Origin of the sequence: Pelomonas parva, assembly GCF_043555835.1 — a bacterium.
Classification (GTDB): domain Bacteria; phylum Pseudomonadota; class Gammaproteobacteria; order Burkholderiales; family Burkholderiaceae_C; genus Pelomonas; species Pelomonas parva.
This window is the reverse complement of the sequence record NZ_JBIGHV010000001.1, coordinates 548,254-565,014: the sequence shown is the minus strand read 5'-3', so window position 1 is coordinate 565,014 and position 16,761 is coordinate 548,254. Positions and strand designations below refer to the sequence as shown.

Below are 16,761 nucleotides of genomic sequence, written 5' to 3'. Positions count from 1 at the left end.
CGAGCCTTCAGCGATTCAGCGAGCGGCGACGGGGGAGGGCAGGCGCAGCCAGTCGCAGACCTGCACCTCCAGCTGGTTCAGCGGCAGTGTCGCGTCCAGGCGCAGCACGCCGGGTTCGCCGACGGGTGACTCCAGCGTGGCGAACTGGCTGTCGATGAGGCTGGCGTTGAAGAAATGCGTGGCGCGCGTCGACAGCCGGCGGGCGGCTTCGGTCTTCTCGACGTCCAGGAAGGCGAAGCGCAGGCCCGGCGCGGCGGCGCGCAGCTGGTCGCGGTAGGCGCGCTTGAGGGCCGAGCAGGCCGCGAAGCCGGCGGGGTGTTGGCGCAGTTGCTCGCACAGCGCGGCCAGCCAGGCGGCGCGGTCGTCGTCGTCCAGCGGCTGGCCCTGGGCCATCTTGCGGCGGTTGGCCTCACCATGGAAGTCGTCACCCTCCAGCCAGACGCGGCCGGCGCGGCGGGCGAGCGCTTCGCCCAGTGTGGATTTGCCGCTGCCGGCGACCCCCATGAAGACGAGGGCATCGGGCGCTGGATGTGTCATGGAGCGAGAGAGGGCGAGCGGTGAGAACAGGGCGGGCCGCAGCGTGGGTGCGGACAGCGCTATCCTAACCAATCGCTGGCTTTGCCCGCTCCGTGTTTTCCCCGCCGGTTGCGGGGGCGGCCGACTCGCGCCGCGAGCCCAGCACGCGCGCATAGGCCCAGGTGAATTCCGCGCCGATCAGCAGGATCTGCGCCGAGAAGTACACCCACACCAGCAGCGCCACCACCGAGGCCGCCGCGCCAAAGCCCGAGGCGACGCCGCTGCCCTGCAGGTAGGCGCCGATCAGCTGGCGCCCCAGCTCGAACAGGCCGGCCGTGACGAGGGCGCCCAGCAGCACGTCGCGCCAGGCGATGCGGGCGCGCGGCATCCACTTGAAGATCAGCGCGAACACGGCCACCACCAGGCCCTGGCTGATGACCATGTTGGCGATGGCCGCGACGTAGAGCCAGGGCCCGAACCACGGCTTCCACCAGGTCTCGGCCACGCCTAAAGCGGCGCCCAGCAGCAGCGACACCAGCAGCAGGAAGCTCAGCCCCAGGATGAGCCCGAAGCTCAGCAGCCGCGCCCGCACCCAGGCCCACCAGCCCTGCAGCGGCCGGGCCGGCACATGCCAGATGGTGTCCAGCGCGTCCTGCAGTTCGGCGAACACGGTCGTCGCGCCCACCAGCATCAGCGCCAGGCCCACGGCGGTGCTGAGCCAGCCGCCGGCCGGCCAGGCGACGGTCTTGAGCATCTCCTCGATGGTGATGGCCGCCGACGCGCCGAGCAGGCCTTCGAGCTGCCCCACCAGTTGGCCCCGCACCGCATCGCCGCCCCAGACGATGCCGGCGATGGACACGACGATCAGCAGCAGCGGCGCCAGCGAGAACAGCGTGTAGTAGGCGATGGCGGCACCCATGCGCGGCCCGCGGTTGTCGAGGAAGCCGTCGAAGGTCAGCCGCAGCACACGGCCGAGCGGGGCCACCGTTTGTCTCAGATCCAGCCAGCGCATGGGCGCAGTCTGGCTGCGGGCGTGAGCTTGGCTTGTAGGACGGGGCCTTGCTACCGCTGCAGCGCGCGGAATTCCAGTCGCGGCCCGGGCGACAGCGTGATCAGCTCTGCCGGGCTGAGCACGTGGACCTTGTGCCAGACGCCGCGCGGCACCACCAGGCCCTGGCCGGGGCCGAGCTCGGTGGTCTCGACGCTGTCGAGTTCCAGCGTGACCGTGATGCGGCCCGCGACGACGTAGAGGATCTCGTCGCCGTCAGGGTGCATCTCGCCGCCGTGTGGCGCGTCCCGCGCCATCGAGACGGGCGTGAAGGTGAAGCCCGCAAAGCCGTTGAATGGGTTGGCGGCGCTGCCTCGGCTGATCGCCAGGTCGGCGCCCAGGTGCAGGCAGTCACTGCCGTCAAAGCGGATCGGTAGTGGATTCATAGCGGAAGCGGATGAAGTAGACCTTGTGGCCGCTGCCGTGGCGCGCGGTCTGGAGCAGGTCGGCCAGGCTGCGGAAGCCCGATTCGCGGGCCAGCGACTCGGAAATGTCGTTCAGCGTGATCTCGCGGATGGACGTGACGACGACGTGGCCGCCCTCCAGCGGGTAGCGGCCACCTTCCTTCACGTGGGGCGACTGCCAGACGCGGATGCTGGTGGTGATGTCGCCGCGCTTGACGCCTTCGCGCAGCTTCTTCGTGAACTGCATGGGCCGTCAGCCGAGGCGCGTCGTCACGTTCCACACGTGGTGCGACGGGTCAATGATGCGGCCCATGCGGTCGCCCCAGAACTGGTCGGCGGCCGGCATCAGCACGCGGGCACCGGCGACCACGGCCTTGGCGATGGTGGCGTCGACGTCGTCGCAGTACAGGTAGTGGACGACCGGCGAGCTGCCGTCCGGCGACGGTGGGCGGCTGCCCAGGTGGGGCGAGTCGTCGTGCACCATGAACAGGGACTCGTGGATGGACAGCGTGGCGTGGATGACCTGGCCGTCGGCGCCGGCGCGGCGCGACAGCTCGACCGCGCCGAACGCTGCCTGGCAGAACTGGATCTGGCGTGCGGCGTCGGCGCAGACCAGCATGGGAATGATCATTCGGGGCTTCATGGTCCAGGCTCAGATCTCCGTGCGCAGCCGCTCGTAGCCGCTGCGGCTGATGGGGATGCGCTTGCCGTTCTTCATCCGCGCCAGATAGGCGTCGCTGTCGGTCTTCTCCAGGCCTTGCAGCGCGGCCAGGTTGATGATGAAGCTGCGGTGCACGCGCACGAAGCGCGCGGGGTCGAGCTGGGCCTCCAGCTCGGAGATGCGCTGCGTCTTCAGGTGCTCGCGGCCGTGGGCGTGGAAGGCGACCTGGTCGGCCTGGGACTCGATGTAGGCGATGTCGTCGACCAGCAGCACCTGCATGCCTTCGCCGTCTTTCACGAGCACCCTTGTGAGCCGGGGGCCGGGCGCCACCAGCCGCTCCAGCTCCGGCGCGGCCTGGCCCAGCAGGCGCCGGGCACGGGCCAGCGCGGCGTCGAAACGGGTCTGCGCGAACGGCTTGAGCAGGTAGTCCACCGCGTGCAGCTCGAAGGCGCGCATCGCGTGCTGGTCGTAGGCCGTCGTGAAGATGACGCCGTCGCGGCGGCCGGTCAGCTCCAGCACCTCCAGGCCGGTGAGCTTGGGCATCTGGATGTCGAGGAAGACGAGGTCGGGCTTCAGCTCGGTGATGGCGCGCGCGGCGGCCAGGCCGTTGTCGGCCTCGGCCGCGATGCTGATATCGGCGTGCGGGCGCAGGTACTCGGCGAGCAGCCGGCGGGCCAGCGATTCGTCGTCGGCGATGAGGGCGCGCAGGGTCATGGCGTCGTCTCGAAAGGGAGGGCGATTTCTACCGCGAAGCCTTCGGCCGTGGCACCCCAGTGCACGCGGGCGCGGCCGGCGTAGTGCGCGGCCAGGCGCTCGCGCAGGTTGCGCAGGCCCATGCCCAGGCAGGTCTTGTCGGGCGCCGTCTCGGGCACGGGGTTGCGCACGGCCAGGTGCAGCCAGCCGTTGCGCACCAGCGCCTGGATGCTCAGCAGGCCGCCGTCGTCGCGCGGGCGCAGGCCGTGCTTGAGCGCGTTCTCCACCAGCGGCTGCAGCGTCAGCGGCGGCAACAGCGCGGCCAGGCTTTCGGGCGGCACATCGACGGCCGTGGCCAGCTTGTCGCCCAGCCGCTGCTGCTCGATGGCGAGGTAGTGCGACAACAGGCCCAGCTCGTCTTCCAGGCGGATGCGCTCGCGGCCGGCGAGGTCCAGCGTCTGGCGGAAGAACTGCGCCAGGTCGATGGCCATCGCGCGAGCGGCGGCTGGGTCCAGGTGGGTGAGGGCGCTGATGGAGTTCAGGCTGTTGAACAGGAAGTGCGGGTCGATCTGCAGCCGCAGCAGCTGCAGCTCCATGTCGCGCGCCAGCAGCCGCGCCTGGGCCTCGCGTGCGGCGGCGGCCTGGCTGCCCTGAAAGGCGAGCAGCAGGTCGTGGGTCAGCACCGCCAGCGTCAGCAGGCCCAGCAAGGCGGCGGCCAGCAGCGCCAGGCCGTGGCGGCTCAGGCTCACCCAGCCGTCGGCGTGGCCGAACAGGCTGCCGGCCAGGTCCCAGCCCACTGCCAACCCGAGCATCACCGTGGCCAACGTGGCGACGAGACCGATGCGATATCCCAGCGCCGCCGGCCAGTTGGCCGTGCCGAAGGGCCGGCTGCGGCAGGGGTAGTAGGTGGCCAGCGCGACGAACGCGAACACGCAGCACAGCGGTGCCGTCCATGCCAGCGCGCGGCCCATGGGCGCGATGTCCAAGGCTTGCAGCAGCGCCGCCAGGGCCGGCCCGGCCAGCGCCCAGGCCAGCAGGTAGAGCGCCAGCCCGCGCAGATGGGTCAGCAGGGGGTGCAAGGCGGTCAGTTTTTTATGTCGAGGCCGGCGAACATCACGTCGCCGCGCAGCACCAGGCGCGGGCCGGGGTTCATGGGCGGTACGGTCTTGTCCTCCACGCCGCCGAACACGGACGCTACCTCCACCACCACCAGCCAGTCACGCGGTACGCGCAGGTCGACGCCGCTGAAGTGGGCCGCGATGTCCAGCGTGGCTTCGTCGCCGACGATGGTGGCCTGGGTCAGGTCCAGCTCGACGCCGCCAAAGGTGCAGCTGATGCGGCCGCCCTGGAAGGCGCGGGAGTCGATGCGCTGGTTGATGCCGCTGAACGTGGCGTCGATGTCGACCAGGGCGCCGTGCGCTGGCTGAGTTGCATCGCCCGAGCGGCCCGGGTGGGGGCGGGGCGAGAAGCCGCGCATCAGGATGGACACGCCGGCGCCGATGATCAGCAGCGGCCACCAGTCCTGCCAGTCGAACCGCAGGTAGTCCAGGTTCTCCGCCGTCAGCACCAGGCCCGCGGCTATGGCCAGCACACCGACCATGGCGCTGCCCGCCTGCGCCCGCCAGACCAGCCGGCCCACGCCCCACAGCACCAGGCACAGCGGCCAGAAGGTCTTCAGCAGCTCGATGTCGAAGACGTGCAGGTTGTCCAGCAAGGCCAGCACGCCGATGCCAACGATGGCCAGGCCGAACAGGATGCGGTGGCCGGCATGCTGAGGAGAAGTGTTGGGCGAGCGGGGCGGCATGGGGCTGAGGCAGCGAACGGAGCCGCAAGTAGACCCTGACCGACGCACCGCGTGGCGCGGGTGCCGGCGAATCGCCGGGTTTGGCCGATGAATCGACAGCGCGCGTCGCCAATGAAAAAGCCCGGTGTCGAAACACCGGGCTTTCAGGAGGCGTGAACCTCAGCGGGCTTTAGGCAGCGCGCTTCGGGGCAGAGCGGGCGGCGGTCTGCGTGGCCTTGACGGCTTGCGTCGTGGCGGCCTGGAAGTTGGCTTCGGCCACTTCAACGGCTTGCTTGGTGGCCTTCTGGACCGACTCGAAAGCGTTGTTGGCAGCGGCGACGGCGGACTTCACCAGCGCGACGGCGTTCTCGGTGCCGGCCGGCGCGTTCTTGGCGGCGGTGTCGACGAGGGTCGAGAACTTCTTCTGTGCGTCGGCGAACTGGCCTTCTGCGACCTTGGCGACTTCAGCGCCGGTGCTCGAAGCGATGTCGTAGACGTGGCGGCTGTAGGAGGCGGCCTTCTCGGCGGTCGGCTGCAGCAGGGCGGCTTGCAGGGACAGCAGCTCTTGCGCGTCCTTGACCGACAGGGCGGCGGTGGTCGTGTCGGCGGCTTCGCTCAGCGCGGTCTTGGCGACCTGCAGGTTCAGCTCGACGAGCTTCTCGACGCCTTCGAACGCCTTGTTCGTCAGGCCGAACAGGGTTTCGATGTTGGCCTTGTGGGCGGCAATGACTTGTTCAGCGGTCAGCATGGTGTTTCTCCGTCTATCAGGTGGTTGAACCGTTTGCTGTGCTTCTTTTGCTGCACTGCAACATGGACTGAATGATAGAGGGCCTTGAGCGGATTGCAAGAACTTTTTGCTGCGGTGCAGCAAATTAGGGGTGACAGCGTGTGACAAAGGGGTGACGCTATGGTCCAGCCCATGCTGGCTTTCCATTCCGACGCCCACAGCCTGGCCCTGCCGCCGGGCCACCGCTTTCCGCAGTCCAAGTACCGGCTGCTGCGCGAGCATTTCGAGCGCGAGCCGGGCCTGCTGCGCATGGTGGCGGCGCCGGCTGCCAGCGAGGGCGAACTGGCGCTGGCGCACACGCCGGACTACGTGGACGCCGTGCTGCTGGGCCATCTGAGTGCCGCCGCGCAGCGCGAGATCGGCTTCCCGTGGAGCCCGTCCATGGCCGCGCGTTCGCGGCATTCGGTCGGCGCCAGCATCGCAGCGGCGCGGGCGGCGCTGGCCGAGGGCGTGGCGGCCAACATGGCCGGTGGCACCCACCATGCCTATGCCGACAAGGGCTCGGGCTACTGCGTCTTCAACGACGTGGCCGTCGCCGCGCGGTTGATGCAGGCGGAGTGGGGCCGCACGCACCGCAGCCTGCTGCGCGTCCTCGTCATCGACCTAGACGTGCACCAGGGCAACGGCACCGCGTCCATCTTCCGTGACGACGACACCGTGTTCACCTTCTCCATGCATGGCGCACGCAACTTCCCGTTCCGCAAGGAGGCCAGCGACCTGGACGTGGACCTGGCCGACGGCTGCGCCGATGCGGACTACCTCGCGGCACTGGACGGCGCGCTGGACGACATCTGGCGTCGCTTTCAGCCCGGCCTAGCCTTCTACCTGGCCGGCGCCGACCCGCACGAGGGCGACCGCCTGGGCCGGCTGAAGCTGACCTATGAAGGCCTAGCCGAGCGCGACCGCCGCGTGCTGTCGGCGCTGCGTGAGCGGCGAATCCCCGTCGCGCTGAGCATGGCCGGCGGCTACGGGCGCGACCTGGCGACGACGGTGGCCGTGCAGGTCAACACGCTGAACCTCGCGGCCGGCTCGTGGCAGGCCTGGCTCAGCGCACGCGGAACTGGCTGACCACCTGCGCCAGCCGCTGCGCCTGCTCGCGCAGCGACTCGGCCGCTGCAGCGCTTTCCTCGACGAGGGCGGCGTTCTGCTGCGTCATGTCGTCCACCTGCGTGACAGCCTGGGTGACATCGGCGATGCCCTTGCTCTGCGCGGCGGCACCGGCGCTGATCTCGCCCATGACGTCGGTCACGCGCTGCACGGCGCCGACGATCTCGCCCATCGTCGCGCCGGCATCCTGCACCTGCCGCGCGCCGGACTCGACGCGTTCGACGCTGGCGGATATCAGCGCCTTGATCTCCTTGGCGGCCGCCGCGCTGCGGCCCGCAAGGCTGCGCACCTCGCCCGCCACCACCGCGAAGCCGCGGCCCTGCTCGCCGGCCCGCGCGGCTTCCACCGCGGCATTCAGCGCCAGGATGTTGGTCTGGAAGGCGATGTCGTCGATGACCCCAATGATGTCGGCGATGCGCTTGGAGGAGGACGCGATGTCGGTCATCGTGTCCACCACCTGCTGCACGACGCTGCCGCCGCGGTGGGCCACGGTGGCGGCCGACGTGGCCAGCTGGTTGGCGGTCTCGGCATGGTCGGCGCTCTGGTGCACGGTGCCGGTCAGCTGCGCCATCGACGAGCTGGTGACCTCCAGGCTGGAGGCCGTCTGCTCGGTGCGCTGGCTCAGGTCCTGGTTGCCCGAGGCGATCTCGGCGGACGCGGTTCGGATGGAGTCGGCCACCATCATGACCTCGCCCACCGTGCTGCCCAGCTGCTCGCACATCTGGTTCAGCGCCGTCATCAACCCCGCCAGCTCATCCTGGCCCAGCGGCGTGGCGCGCTGCGTCAGGTCGCCACTGGCCACGGCCTGGGCCAGCGACAGCGAGGCGTTCACGTCGGCGGCGATCTTGCGCTGGATGACCAGCAGCACGCCCATGCCGGCGAAGGTGGCCAGCAGTGAGATGACGCCAAAGAGCCAGGCGCGCTGGGTCGTATGGGCCTGCTGGGCCTCGGCGGCGCTCTGCTGCTCGGCGCCCATGCTCTGCACGATCTTGGAGATCAGCCCGGCCAGGTCCTTGTAGCGTGCCTCGGCGTCCTGCATCGCGGCCACGCCGGTGTTGGGGTCCACCGAGGCCAGGTCGACCGCGCCATCGGCCTTGGTCAGGTAGACCTGCAGCAGCGGCAGCGCCGCCTGGATATGGGCGTCGGTCTCGGCCGGTGTGCCGTCCATGTCGGCCAGTGCCGTCAGCGTGCGCGTCACGCCGTCGATCTGCTGCTTGAGCTGGCCGCGCAGCGCCTTGACCTGGGCTTCATCGAGCGACGCCATCAGCGCGATCGCGCGGTAGACGCCGCCGTGCATCTCGCCCACCTGGGTCTGCACGGCCACCATGGTCATGAAGACCTCGTTGCGCTGCTGGCCGGCCTCGTTGGCGGCCACGACCTGCCGCGACGAGTACAGGTTGTTGCCGAGACCGATGGCCAGCACGACAGCGAGCGCTGCCATCGGCGGCAGCAGCATCTTTGCAGCCAGCTTCATCGCGGGCTACTTGTAGATGCCACCGCAGACGATGGTCTCGTCCAGCCGCTCGCAATACATCTGCTTGGGCTCGATCTTCTTGGTCGTCGGGTTGGTGAACTTGTAGTCCTGCCAGAAGCCGTTGGGCTTGGAGCGGCCCAGCTCGGTGCGCTCGCGCACGAAGGGCTTGCCGTCGATGTCCTTCAGCTCGATGAGGTCGCGGCCGACCTGCTTCTCGTTGGCGCCGTGGGCCAGGCACTTGCCGTCCAGGCCGTAGACAACCAGGTAGAGGTCGTGCTTGATGAATTGCGGGCTCTTGGCGGTGATCTCCGCATAGCCCTTGTCCTTGCCGTTGGCCTTGATGAAGGTGATGCCCTTCTTGACCATGGCCACCGCGTCGTCCTTGGTGGCGTTCTGTGCCAGTGCGGGCTGGGCCAGCAAGGCTGCCGCCACGACCGCGAGGGCGGCCAGACCTGAAGACTTCGGGAATCGATTCATGCGAGTGCTCCTTCCGAGCCGTTTGTGAATCCGTTTCACCAGAGCCGCCATGTTGCGGCCAGGCCAAGCCGAAAGGCTCGCGGGCAGTGTCGCTCCGGAAATTCGCCGCGCGCAAGGGCATATGCCGCAATCCTTTGCAATCTGTGGGCAGCTTGGCACGCATGGAAGAATGCCCCGCATGACGCGACCGCAACCCGATGCCCGCCATGCCTACCCCGCCTTCGTGCCGCTGACGACGCGCTGGATGGACAACGACGTCTACGGCCACCTGAACAACGTCGTCTACTACAGCCTCTTCGACACGGCGGTGAACCGCCTGCTGATCGACGCCGGCGCGCTGGACATCCATGGCGGCGCCGTCATCGGCCTGGTGGTCGAGACGCACTGCAACTTCTTCGAGTCGCTGGCCTTCCCGCAGGCCATCCAGGCCGGTGTGCGCGTGGCCCACCAGGGCCGCTCCAGCGTGCGCTACGAGATCGGCCTGTTCGCCGAAGGCAGCGACCTGTGCGCGGCGCGCGGCCACTTCGTGCATGTCTACGTCGACCGCGACAGCCGCCGCCCGGTGACCGAACTGCCCGCCGCCTATCTTCAAGCGCTGAAAGACCTGACCCCATGAGCCGTTTCGACATGCCCACGCCCGAGCAGACCGCCGCCGTCGACGAGGCCATCAAGACCCGGCACTCGCTGCGCGCCTTCCTGCCCACGCCGGTGCCGCGCCAGACGGTGGAGGAGATTCTCGAAGTCGCGTCCCGCGCGCCGTCGGGCACCAACACCCAGCCCTGGCAGGTCCATGTGCTGACCGGCGCGGCGCTCAAGCGTGTCGGCGGCCGCATCCAGGGCGCCTATCTCGACCCCGCGCAGAACGCTGCGAGCAAGGAGGAATACGCCTACTACCCCACCGAGTGGCGCAGCCCCTACATCGACCGCCGCCGCAAGGTGGGCTGGGACCTGTACGGGCTGCTGGGCATCGCCAAGACCGACAAGGCGCGCATGCAGCACCAGCATGGCCGCAACTTCATCTTCTTCGACGCGCCGGTGGGCTTGTTCTTCACCATCGACCGCGTCATGCAGCAGGGCTCGTGGCTGGACTACGGCATGTTCCTGCAGAACATCATGGTGGCCGCCCGCGCGCGCGGCCTGCATACCTGCCCGCAGGCGGCGTTCACGCAGTTCCACCGGCTGATCGGCGAGGAGCTGCAGTTGGGCGAGGAGCAGATGCTGGTCTGCGGCATGTCGCTCGGGTTTGCCGACCCGGCCGCTGTCGAGAACAGCCTGGTCACCGAACGCGCGCCGGTGGCTGAGTTCGCGCGTTTCCTGGAGGAATGAGCATGCGCAAGAACATCCTCGTCGCACGCCGCGCGCCGGCTGCCGTCATCGAGCAACTCTCTGCCCAGTTCGACGTGGACGCCGTGCAGGGCGAGACCGTGCTGACGCCGGACGAGCTGCGGGCGCGGCTGCAGGGCAAGGCCGGCGCCTACATCACCGGCTCCGAGCGCATCACGGCCGACCTGCTGGACGCCTGCCCCGAGCTGCGCGTCGTCAGCACGATGAGCGTGGGCTACAACCACATCGACCTGGCCGCCTGCACCGCGCGCCGCGTGCTCGTCACCAACACGCCCGACGTGCTGACCGAGACGACAGCCGACTTCGGCTTCGCGCTGCTGATGGCCACCGCCCGGCGCATGAGCGAGGGCGAACGTCTGCTGCGCGACGGGCAATGGAAGCGCTGGTCCTGGGACTACCTGGCCGGCTCGGACATCCATGGCGCGACGCTGGGCATCCTGGGCATGGGCCGCATCGGCCAGGCCATCGCGCGGCGCGGCCACCTGGGCTTCGGCATGAAGGTGATCTATCACAACCGCTCCCGGCTGCCGGCCGACATCGAGGGCCAGCTCGGCGCCCGCTACGTCAGCAAGGACGAGCTGCTGCGCGAGGCGGACCACCTCATCCTCGTGCTGCCGTACTCGGCCGAAGCCCACCACTGCATCGCCGCCGGCGAGATCGCGCTGATGAAGCCGACCGCCACGCTGGTCAACATCGCGCGCGGCGGCGTCGTCGACGAGGACGCGCTGGCTGCGGCGCTGCGCGAGCACCGCATCGCTGCGGCTGGGCTCGATGTGTTCGAAGGCGAGCCCAAGGTCAACCCGGCGCTCTTGACGCTGCCCAACGTCGTCCTCACGCCGCACATCGCCAGCGCCACCATGCCCACCCGGCTCGCGATGGCGCAGCTGGCCGCTGACAATCTGGTCGCTGCGCTCACAGGCACTGTGCCGCCCACGCCGCTGAACCCCGAGATCCTTCCTGCATGAATCGCCGCCTGCTCTGCCTGCTTGCCTTGCTGCCCGCCCTTGCTGTGGGCCAGACGCCTCCAACGTCGCCCGCCGCCAGTTCGGCGCCTGCCGCCGCTGACAACGCGCCGCGCGACCCCAACAAGTTTGCGGCGCTCTCCCTGCTGGGTGACGGCGTGCAGCTGCTGAGCCTGACGCCCGCGCGCGGCGACACCGTGCAGGCCGGCGAGTGGCGAGCCACGCCGGCCGGTGCCATGGACAACGCGGTGCTGCAGGCCCTCAACCTGGCGGTCAAGGCCGCGAGCGACAAGTACGACGTCAAGCTCTACACCTCGTCCACGCGCAGCCTGTTCGGCGACCCGGCCCTGCTCTTCGTCGACGGCAAGCTCAGCCTGCCGGGCAACCTCGCCGCCGCCGTGCGTTCGGGCGGCGCGGGCAAGCTGCTGCTGGTCACGCGCAGCGTGCAGGAGCCGGGGCTGATCGCCGCGCTGCCGGCGCGCATCCTCAACACGCTGCAAGGCCCGGGCTTCGTGCTGGACCAGCGGCCCAGCGGCCAGATCGGCTTCGACGGCCAGGCCGGCCTGCCGGTGTTCGCGCCCTTCGTGTCCATCCGCGTCGCGCTGATCGACCTGGACGACATGCGCCTGCGGCGTGAGCAGTCGCTGGCCGTCGGCAGCCGCCTGCCGGTGGCTCGCGAGGCGGCCGCCAACCCCTGGGCGGCCACCACGCCCGAGCAGCGCGTGCAGGCGCTGGAGGTGCTGATCGAGGCCGAACTGCCCAAGGCGGTGAAGGGGTTGGTCGCGCCCTGAGGGGTGTTCGTCGCGGCTGGGGTGGCGGTCGTCGTACGCCAAAGGCCGCGCCCGCGTCGTTTGTCCAAGCTGCGGCTGGGCGCGTCGCGAGCGGGCGGCCGCCATGCCGGAGACATGACGATGCAGGATGCGATGAGTTTGGAGAGGTCTGACGCTGGCCATGAGCAGCGCCGCCACAAGCTCCGCTGGTTCTGGGCGCCGACGGCGGTGCTGGCGCTGTCCAGCCTGCTGGTGATCCAAGTCGAGCCGCGCTGGGGCGTGCTCGGGATGATGGTGACGACGCTGTGGACGCTGCTTGCGGCGGTCGCCTTCATGGTGCGCGACGGCATGAACTGGGCCGGGTCGGGCGTGCTGGGCTACGGCACGGATGTGCGTAGCGCCGGCCTCTTCGCCAGCTACCGCAAGCCGGCCACGCTGCTGGCGCTGGCAGGCATCTACGCAGGGCTTTTGCTGGTCGGAATGTTGCCGCTGCTGCTAGACGGACTGAAGCCGATCGATGCGAAGTACCTGCTGCTGGTCCTGCTGTTCGTGCCGGCCGCTATGCCGCTGGACTTCAGCAACTGGTGGCTGGCGCGGCATGCGGGTGACCGCCCGACGATGCGCCGCGCGCTGGGGCTGTGGCTGCCGGCTCTACTGGTGGGCCAACTGGCCTGCTGGATCGTGCTGGACCTGCTGCATATCGGGCGTTTCGGTCTGGTGCGGCCTATGCACTACGCACTCGCGCCTGCGCTGGGCCTGCTCTACCTGCTGGTGCTGGTGGTCACCCACCAAACGACGCTGAAATGGCAGCCGCGCGTGGACCAGGCCAACGAGCGCGCCAACACGGCTGACATCGCCCGCCACCTCGCCGAAGCCCGGTTGGCCGTGCTGCAGGCGCAGATCGAACCGCATTTCCTGTTCAACACGCTGGCCACGGTCGAGTACCTGATCAAGAGCGATCCGGACAAGGCCGGCCTGCTGCTGAACCAGCTCACCCGTTACCTGCGCCTGGCCATGCCGTCCATGCGGCAGCTGTCGTCCACGCTGGGCCGCGAGTTCGAGCTGACCGACGCCTATCTGCAGATCGCCCAGCTGCGCATGGGTGGGCGGCTGGCCGTGGACGTGGAGCTGCCCGACGCGCTGCTGACCACGGAGTTCCCGTCGCTGGTGGTGCAGACGCTGGTGGAGAACGCCATCAAGCATGGCGTGGAGCCCAAGCCCGGGCCGGTGCGCATCCGCGTGTTCGCGCGGCAGGTGGGGGCGGAGCTGCACGTGGGCGTGCAGGACAACGGCGTGGGCCTCAGCGGCGTGACGGCGCCCGACGGCGGCACGGGCCTGCAGAACATCCGCGAGCGGCTGCGCGGCCTGCACGGCGAGCGGGCGCAGCTGTCCGTCGTGGGCCTGGCCGAAGGCGGTGTGCTGGCCACGGTGGTGGTGCCGTTGAAACCATGACCGACGCCCCCACCGCCATCCTGGCCGACGACGAGCCCTTCATGCGCGCCGCCTTGCGCGAGCGGCTGGCCCAGCTGTGGCCGGAGCTGCGCTTGCTGCAGGAGTGCGAGGACGGCATCGAGGCCTTGCAGGCCATCCAGCGGTTGCGCCCACAGCTCGCCTTTCTCGACATCCGCATGCCCGGCCTGACCGGCCTGCAGGTGGCCGACGCGCTGCAGGGCGTGGACACGCGCGTCGTCTTCGTGACCGCCTACGACGCGCATGCCGTCGAGGCCTTCGAGGCCCAGGCGGTGGACTATGTGCTCAAGCCGGTGGAGCTGCCGCGCCTGGCCAAGACGGTGGCGCGGCTGCGCGAGGCGCTGACCCCTTCGCAAACTCGCCCTGCCGACGACTGGCTGCAGGTGGCCGTGGGCAGCCAAGTGCGGCTGCTGCATGTGGACGACGTGCAGTACTTCGAGTCCGACAGCAAGTACACCCGCGTCGTCGCGCCGGACTGCGACGGGCTGATCCGGCTGTCGTTGAAGGAGCTGCTGGAGCGGCTGGACCCGGCTCGCTTCATGCAGGTCCACCGCAGCGTCGTCGTCAACCGCCGCCATGTGCACGGCGTGCACCGCGCGGGCGACGCGCTGGAGCTGGAGATCAAGGGCCGGGCCGAGCGGCTCAAGGTGTCCACCCAGCATCACCAGCTGTTCAAGGCCCTCTGAGCCACTGAGCCACCGCAGCGACAATGCCGGGCATGAGCCTGATCGAGATGTTGCTGCTGGGCCTGCTGGCCTTGATCCTGTTGTTGGTGGTGTTGATCCTGACTCGCCACAAGCCCCAGACGGGGGTCTCGCCGGAGCTGCTGCAGCAGGGCAACGAACGCCTGGAACGCGAGCTGCGCGACGAGTTGAGTCGCAGCGCCAGCGGCACACGCCAGGAGCTGGTGCAGGGCCTGGCGCAGTTCCAGCAGGTGCTGGGCCAGGGCCTGCAGAACAGCAACCAGTCCCTCGCACAGCAGGCCCTCGCCGCGCGCGAGGCGCAGGACGCTGCCGCGTTGCGCAACGCGCAGGCGCAGGCCGAATCCATGCAGCGCCTGGCCGACGGCATGCGCGAGCAGCTGCAGGCCATGTCGCTGCTGAACGAGCAGCGCCTGGCCGAGCTGCGCCACACGGTGGAGCTGCGCCTGACCGCCATCCAGCAGGACAACGAGAAGAAGCTGGAGCAGATGCGCGCCACCGTCGACGAGAAGCTGCATGCGACGCTGGAGCAGCGCCTGGGCGAGAGCTTCAAGCAGGTGGCCGAGCGGCTGGAGCAGGTGCACAAGGGCCTGGGCGAGATGCAGAACCTGGCACGCGACGTGGGCTCGCTGAACCGCGTGCTGACCAACGTGAAGACGCGCGGCGTGTTCGGCGAGGTGCAGCTCGCGGGCTTGCTGGACCAGGTCTTCACGGCCGAGCAGTACGCCGCCAACGTGGCGGTGCTGCCCGGCTCCAGCGCGCGGGTCGAATTCGCGATCAAGCTGCCGGGCCAGCGCGACGATGGCCAGCCGCTGTGGCTGCCCATCGATGCCAAGTTCCCGCGCGAGGACTACGAGCGCCTGCTCGACGCCCAGGAACGCGCCGATGCGCCCGCTGCCGACGCGGCGGGCAAGGCCATCGAGAGCCGGCTGCGGCTGGAGGCCAAGACCATCCGCGAAAAGTACATCGGCCCGCCGCACACGACCGACTTCGCCATCCTGTTCGTGCCCACCGAGGGCTTGTACGCCGAGGCGCTGCGCCGGCCCGGCCTGATGGAGAGCCTGCAGCGCGAGCACAAGGTCATGCTGTGCGGGCCCACCACGCTGCTGGCCACGCTGACCAGCCTGCAGATGGGTTTCCGCACGCTGGCGCTGGAAAAGCGCTCGGCCGAGGTCTGGGAGGTGCTGGGCGCGGTGAAGACCGAGTTCGGCAAGTTCGGCGACGTGCTGACCAAGGTGAAGAACAAGCTCGACGAAGCCGGCAAGACGCTGGACGCCGCCGAGGTGCGCACCCGTGCGATGACGCGCAAGCTCAAGGGCGTGGAGGCGCTGCCGGACGACGCGGCTGCGCAACTGCTGCAGCTTGCGGCGGGCGAGGACGCCGAGTGAGCGCTGCCGCGCCAGCGAAAAAAAACCTGCGCCACGCCTTCGTGTGGCTGATCGCCACGCTGGTCTGCGTCCATGCCTGCATGGCCGTCACGCGCGTCACGGCCAGCCTGTGGGTGCTCAAGCAAGGCTATGGCGAGGCCTCGGTCGGCCTGCTGCTGAGCCTGTTCGCCGTCGCGCCCATTGCGCTGTCGCTGTGGGCCGGGCGGCTGGCGGACCGGCACGGTTTTCATCGCCCGGTCGGCTTCGGCGTGCTGCTGGCGCTCGTCGGTGCGCTGCTGGCGCTGGCGGTGCAACAGGTCTGGGCCATTGCCATCGGCTGCCTGCTGTGCGGCGGCGCCGTCGCGGTGGCGGCGGTGGCGATGCAGCGTGAGGCCGGGCTGATGGCCGAAGAGCCTCGCGACCTCAAGCGCATCTTCAGCTGGATGGCACTCGGCCCGGCGATGTCCAACGCGCTGTCGCCCATCGCCGCCGGCCTGCTGATCGACCATGCCGGCATGACGGCCGCGTTCGCCTTCGCCGCCGTGCTGCCGGTGCTGGCCTGGGGGCTGGCCATGAAGGTGCCGCGCAACCCGCCGGCCGTCTTCAGCAAGAGCTTTCGTGAGCCGGCGGCGTGGGACTTGTTCAGGCTGCCCGCCTACCGCCGCCTGCTGATCGTCAACCTGGCGCTGTCGGCCGGCTGGGATGCGCACAGCTTCGTCGTGCCGGTCGTGGGCCATGCGCGCGGGCTGTCGGCGGCCAGCATCGGCCTGGTGCTGGGCTGCTTCGCGGCGGCGGCCACGGTGGTGCGGCTGGCCATCGTGCGCTTCTCGGACGACATCGACGAGGCCAAGGCCGTGCGCGGCGCGATGGCGCTGGCCGCGCTGACCTTCATGGCCTACGCCTGGCTGCCCGGCACGGCGGGGCTGATGTGCGGCTCGGCGCTGCTGGGCGTGGCGCTGGGCTCCACGCAGCCCATGATCCTGGCCATGCTGCACCGCGCCACGCCGCCCGAGCGCCACGGCCAGGCGCTGGGGCTGCGCATGCTGTCGGTCAACGGCGCCACGGTCGCCATGCCGGCCGGCTTCGGCATGCTGGCGGCGGCCACGGCGCTGGCGGCGCCGATGTGGCTGATGGCCGGGGCGCTGCTGGCGGCGCAGTGGCCGGCGCGGCGCCTGGGCAGCGATGGCCCCGCCTGAA

At 69.8% G+C, this 16,761-nt stretch carries 20 protein-coding genes; 9 read left to right on the top strand and 11 right to left on the bottom strand.

Annotated features, from left to right (window positions below; all coding sequences use genetic code 11):
* Positions 1-15 precede the first annotated feature (15 nt).
* From ACG00Y_RS02365 to ACG00Y_RS02325, 9 genes are all read right to left on the bottom strand, one after another.
* A complete protein-coding gene (locus ACG00Y_RS02365) occupies positions 16-537 on the bottom strand; it encodes a gluconokinase (protein WP_394475667.1) in 522 nt (173 codons plus the stop codon).
* 64 nt (positions 538-601) lie between these two features.
* Entirely contained in the window at positions 602-1,501 is a 900-nt protein-coding gene (locus ACG00Y_RS02360) for a YihY/virulence factor BrkB family protein (RefSeq protein ID WP_394475666.1), read from the bottom strand.
* Between the two features lie 77 nt (positions 1,502-1,578).
* Positions 1,579-1,950 carry a cupin domain-containing protein gene (locus ACG00Y_RS02355; RefSeq protein WP_394475665.1) on the bottom strand — a complete coding sequence of 124 codons (372 nt, stop codon included), beginning with the start codon at positions 1,948-1,950 and terminating at the stop codon, positions 1,579-1,581.
* The gene (locus ACG00Y_RS02350) at positions 1,925-2,215 is read right to left on the bottom strand and encodes an ASCH domain-containing protein (protein ID WP_394475664.1); all 291 of its coding nucleotides are present in this window, start codon (positions 2,213-2,215) and stop codon (positions 1,925-1,927) included. The genes ACG00Y_RS02355 and ACG00Y_RS02350 overlap by 26 nt, the downstream gene beginning before the upstream one ends.
* A gap of 6 nt (positions 2,216-2,221) precedes the next feature.
* Positions 2,222-2,611, bottom strand: coding sequence for a VOC family protein (locus ACG00Y_RS02345; RefSeq protein WP_394475663.1), 390 nt, complete (start codon positions 2,609-2,611; stop codon positions 2,222-2,224).
* Positions 2,612-2,620: 9 nt separating this feature from the next.
* Complete coding sequence (locus ACG00Y_RS02340; RefSeq protein ID WP_394475662.1) at positions 2,621-3,343, bottom strand: LytR/AlgR family response regulator transcription factor; 723 nt, start codon at positions 3,341-3,343, stop codon at positions 2,621-2,623.
* Positions 3,340-4,401 (bottom strand): sensor histidine kinase, encoded by a 1,062-nt coding sequence (locus ACG00Y_RS02335; protein WP_394475661.1) that lies wholly within the window; start codon positions 4,399-4,401, stop codon positions 3,340-3,342. Before ACG00Y_RS02335 ends, ACG00Y_RS02340 begins: the two co-directional genes overlap by 4 nt.
* Positions 4,402-4,406: 5 nt before the next feature.
* The gene (locus ACG00Y_RS02330; RefSeq protein WP_394475660.1) at positions 4,407-5,126 is read right to left on the bottom strand and encodes a LiaI-LiaF-like domain-containing protein; all 720 of its coding nucleotides are present in this window, start codon (positions 5,124-5,126) and stop codon (positions 4,407-4,409) included.
* Between the two features lie 169 nt (positions 5,127-5,295).
* The gene (locus ACG00Y_RS02325; protein WP_394475659.1) at positions 5,296-5,853 is read right to left on the bottom strand and encodes a phasin family protein; all 558 of its coding nucleotides are present in this window, start codon (positions 5,851-5,853) and stop codon (positions 5,296-5,298) included.
* Between the two features lie 171 nt (positions 5,854-6,024).
* On the opposite strand from ACG00Y_RS02325, the gene ACG00Y_RS02320 reads away from it, so the two are divergent.
* The gene (locus tag ACG00Y_RS02320) at positions 6,025-6,960 is read left to right on the top strand and encodes a histone deacetylase family protein (RefSeq protein WP_394475657.1); all 936 of its coding nucleotides are present in this window, start codon (positions 6,025-6,027) and stop codon (positions 6,958-6,960) included.
* Here the strand turns inward: ACG00Y_RS02320 and ACG00Y_RS02315 are convergent.
* Together ACG00Y_RS02315 and ACG00Y_RS02310 are read right to left on the bottom strand one after the other, a co-directional pair.
* Complete coding sequence (locus ACG00Y_RS02315) at positions 6,938-8,473, bottom strand: methyl-accepting chemotaxis protein (protein WP_394475656.1); 1,536 nt, start codon at positions 8,471-8,473, stop codon at positions 6,938-6,940. The two genes, ACG00Y_RS02320 and ACG00Y_RS02315, sit on opposite strands and share 23 nt — an antisense overlap.
* A 6-nt stretch (positions 8,474-8,479) precedes the next feature.
* Positions 8,480-8,950, bottom strand: coding sequence for a cache domain-containing protein (locus ACG00Y_RS02310; protein ID WP_394475655.1), 471 nt, complete (start codon positions 8,948-8,950; stop codon positions 8,480-8,482).
* 178 nt (positions 8,951-9,128) lie between these two features.
* On the opposite strand from ACG00Y_RS02310, the gene ACG00Y_RS02305 reads away from it, so the two are divergent.
* From ACG00Y_RS02305 to ACG00Y_RS02270, 8 genes are all read left to right on the top strand, one after another.
* Positions 9,129-9,566, top strand: a complete 438-nt coding sequence (locus ACG00Y_RS02305; protein WP_394475654.1) for an acyl-CoA thioesterase — start codon at positions 9,129-9,131, stop codon at positions 9,564-9,566.
* Positions 9,567-9,577: 11 nt separating this feature from the next.
* Positions 9,578-10,276, top strand: a complete 699-nt coding sequence (locus tag ACG00Y_RS02300; RefSeq protein ID WP_394476180.1) for a nitroreductase — start codon at positions 9,578-9,580, stop codon at positions 10,274-10,276.
* A 2-nt stretch (positions 10,277-10,278) separates the two neighbouring features.
* On the top strand, positions 10,279-11,259 hold the full coding sequence (locus ACG00Y_RS02295) for a 2-hydroxyacid dehydrogenase (RefSeq protein WP_394475653.1): 981 nt from the start codon (positions 10,279-10,281) through the stop codon (positions 11,257-11,259).
* Positions 11,256-12,047, top strand: a complete 792-nt coding sequence (locus tag ACG00Y_RS02290; RefSeq protein WP_394475652.1) for a hypothetical protein — start codon at positions 11,256-11,258, stop codon at positions 12,045-12,047. Before ACG00Y_RS02295 ends, ACG00Y_RS02290 begins: the two co-directional genes overlap by 4 nt.
* A 132-nt stretch (positions 12,048-12,179) precedes the next feature.
* A complete protein-coding gene (locus ACG00Y_RS02285) occupies positions 12,180-13,478 on the top strand; it encodes a sensor histidine kinase (RefSeq protein WP_394475651.1) in 1,299 nt (432 codons plus the stop codon).
* Positions 13,475-14,182, top strand: a complete 708-nt coding sequence (locus tag ACG00Y_RS02280; RefSeq protein WP_394475650.1) for a LytR/AlgR family response regulator transcription factor — start codon at positions 13,475-13,477, stop codon at positions 14,180-14,182. Before ACG00Y_RS02285 ends, ACG00Y_RS02280 begins: the two co-directional genes overlap by 4 nt.
* Before the next feature lie 23 nt (positions 14,183-14,205).
* Positions 14,206-15,585, top strand: coding sequence for a DNA recombination protein RmuC (locus ACG00Y_RS02275; protein ID WP_394475649.1), 1,380 nt, complete (start codon positions 14,206-14,208; stop codon positions 15,583-15,585).
* A complete protein-coding gene (locus ACG00Y_RS02270) occupies positions 15,582-16,760 on the top strand; it encodes an MFS transporter (RefSeq protein ID WP_394475648.1) in 1,179 nt (392 codons plus the stop codon). The genes ACG00Y_RS02275 and ACG00Y_RS02270 overlap by 4 nt, the downstream gene beginning before the upstream one ends.
* The last annotated feature ends 1 nt before the right edge of the window (position 16,761 follow it).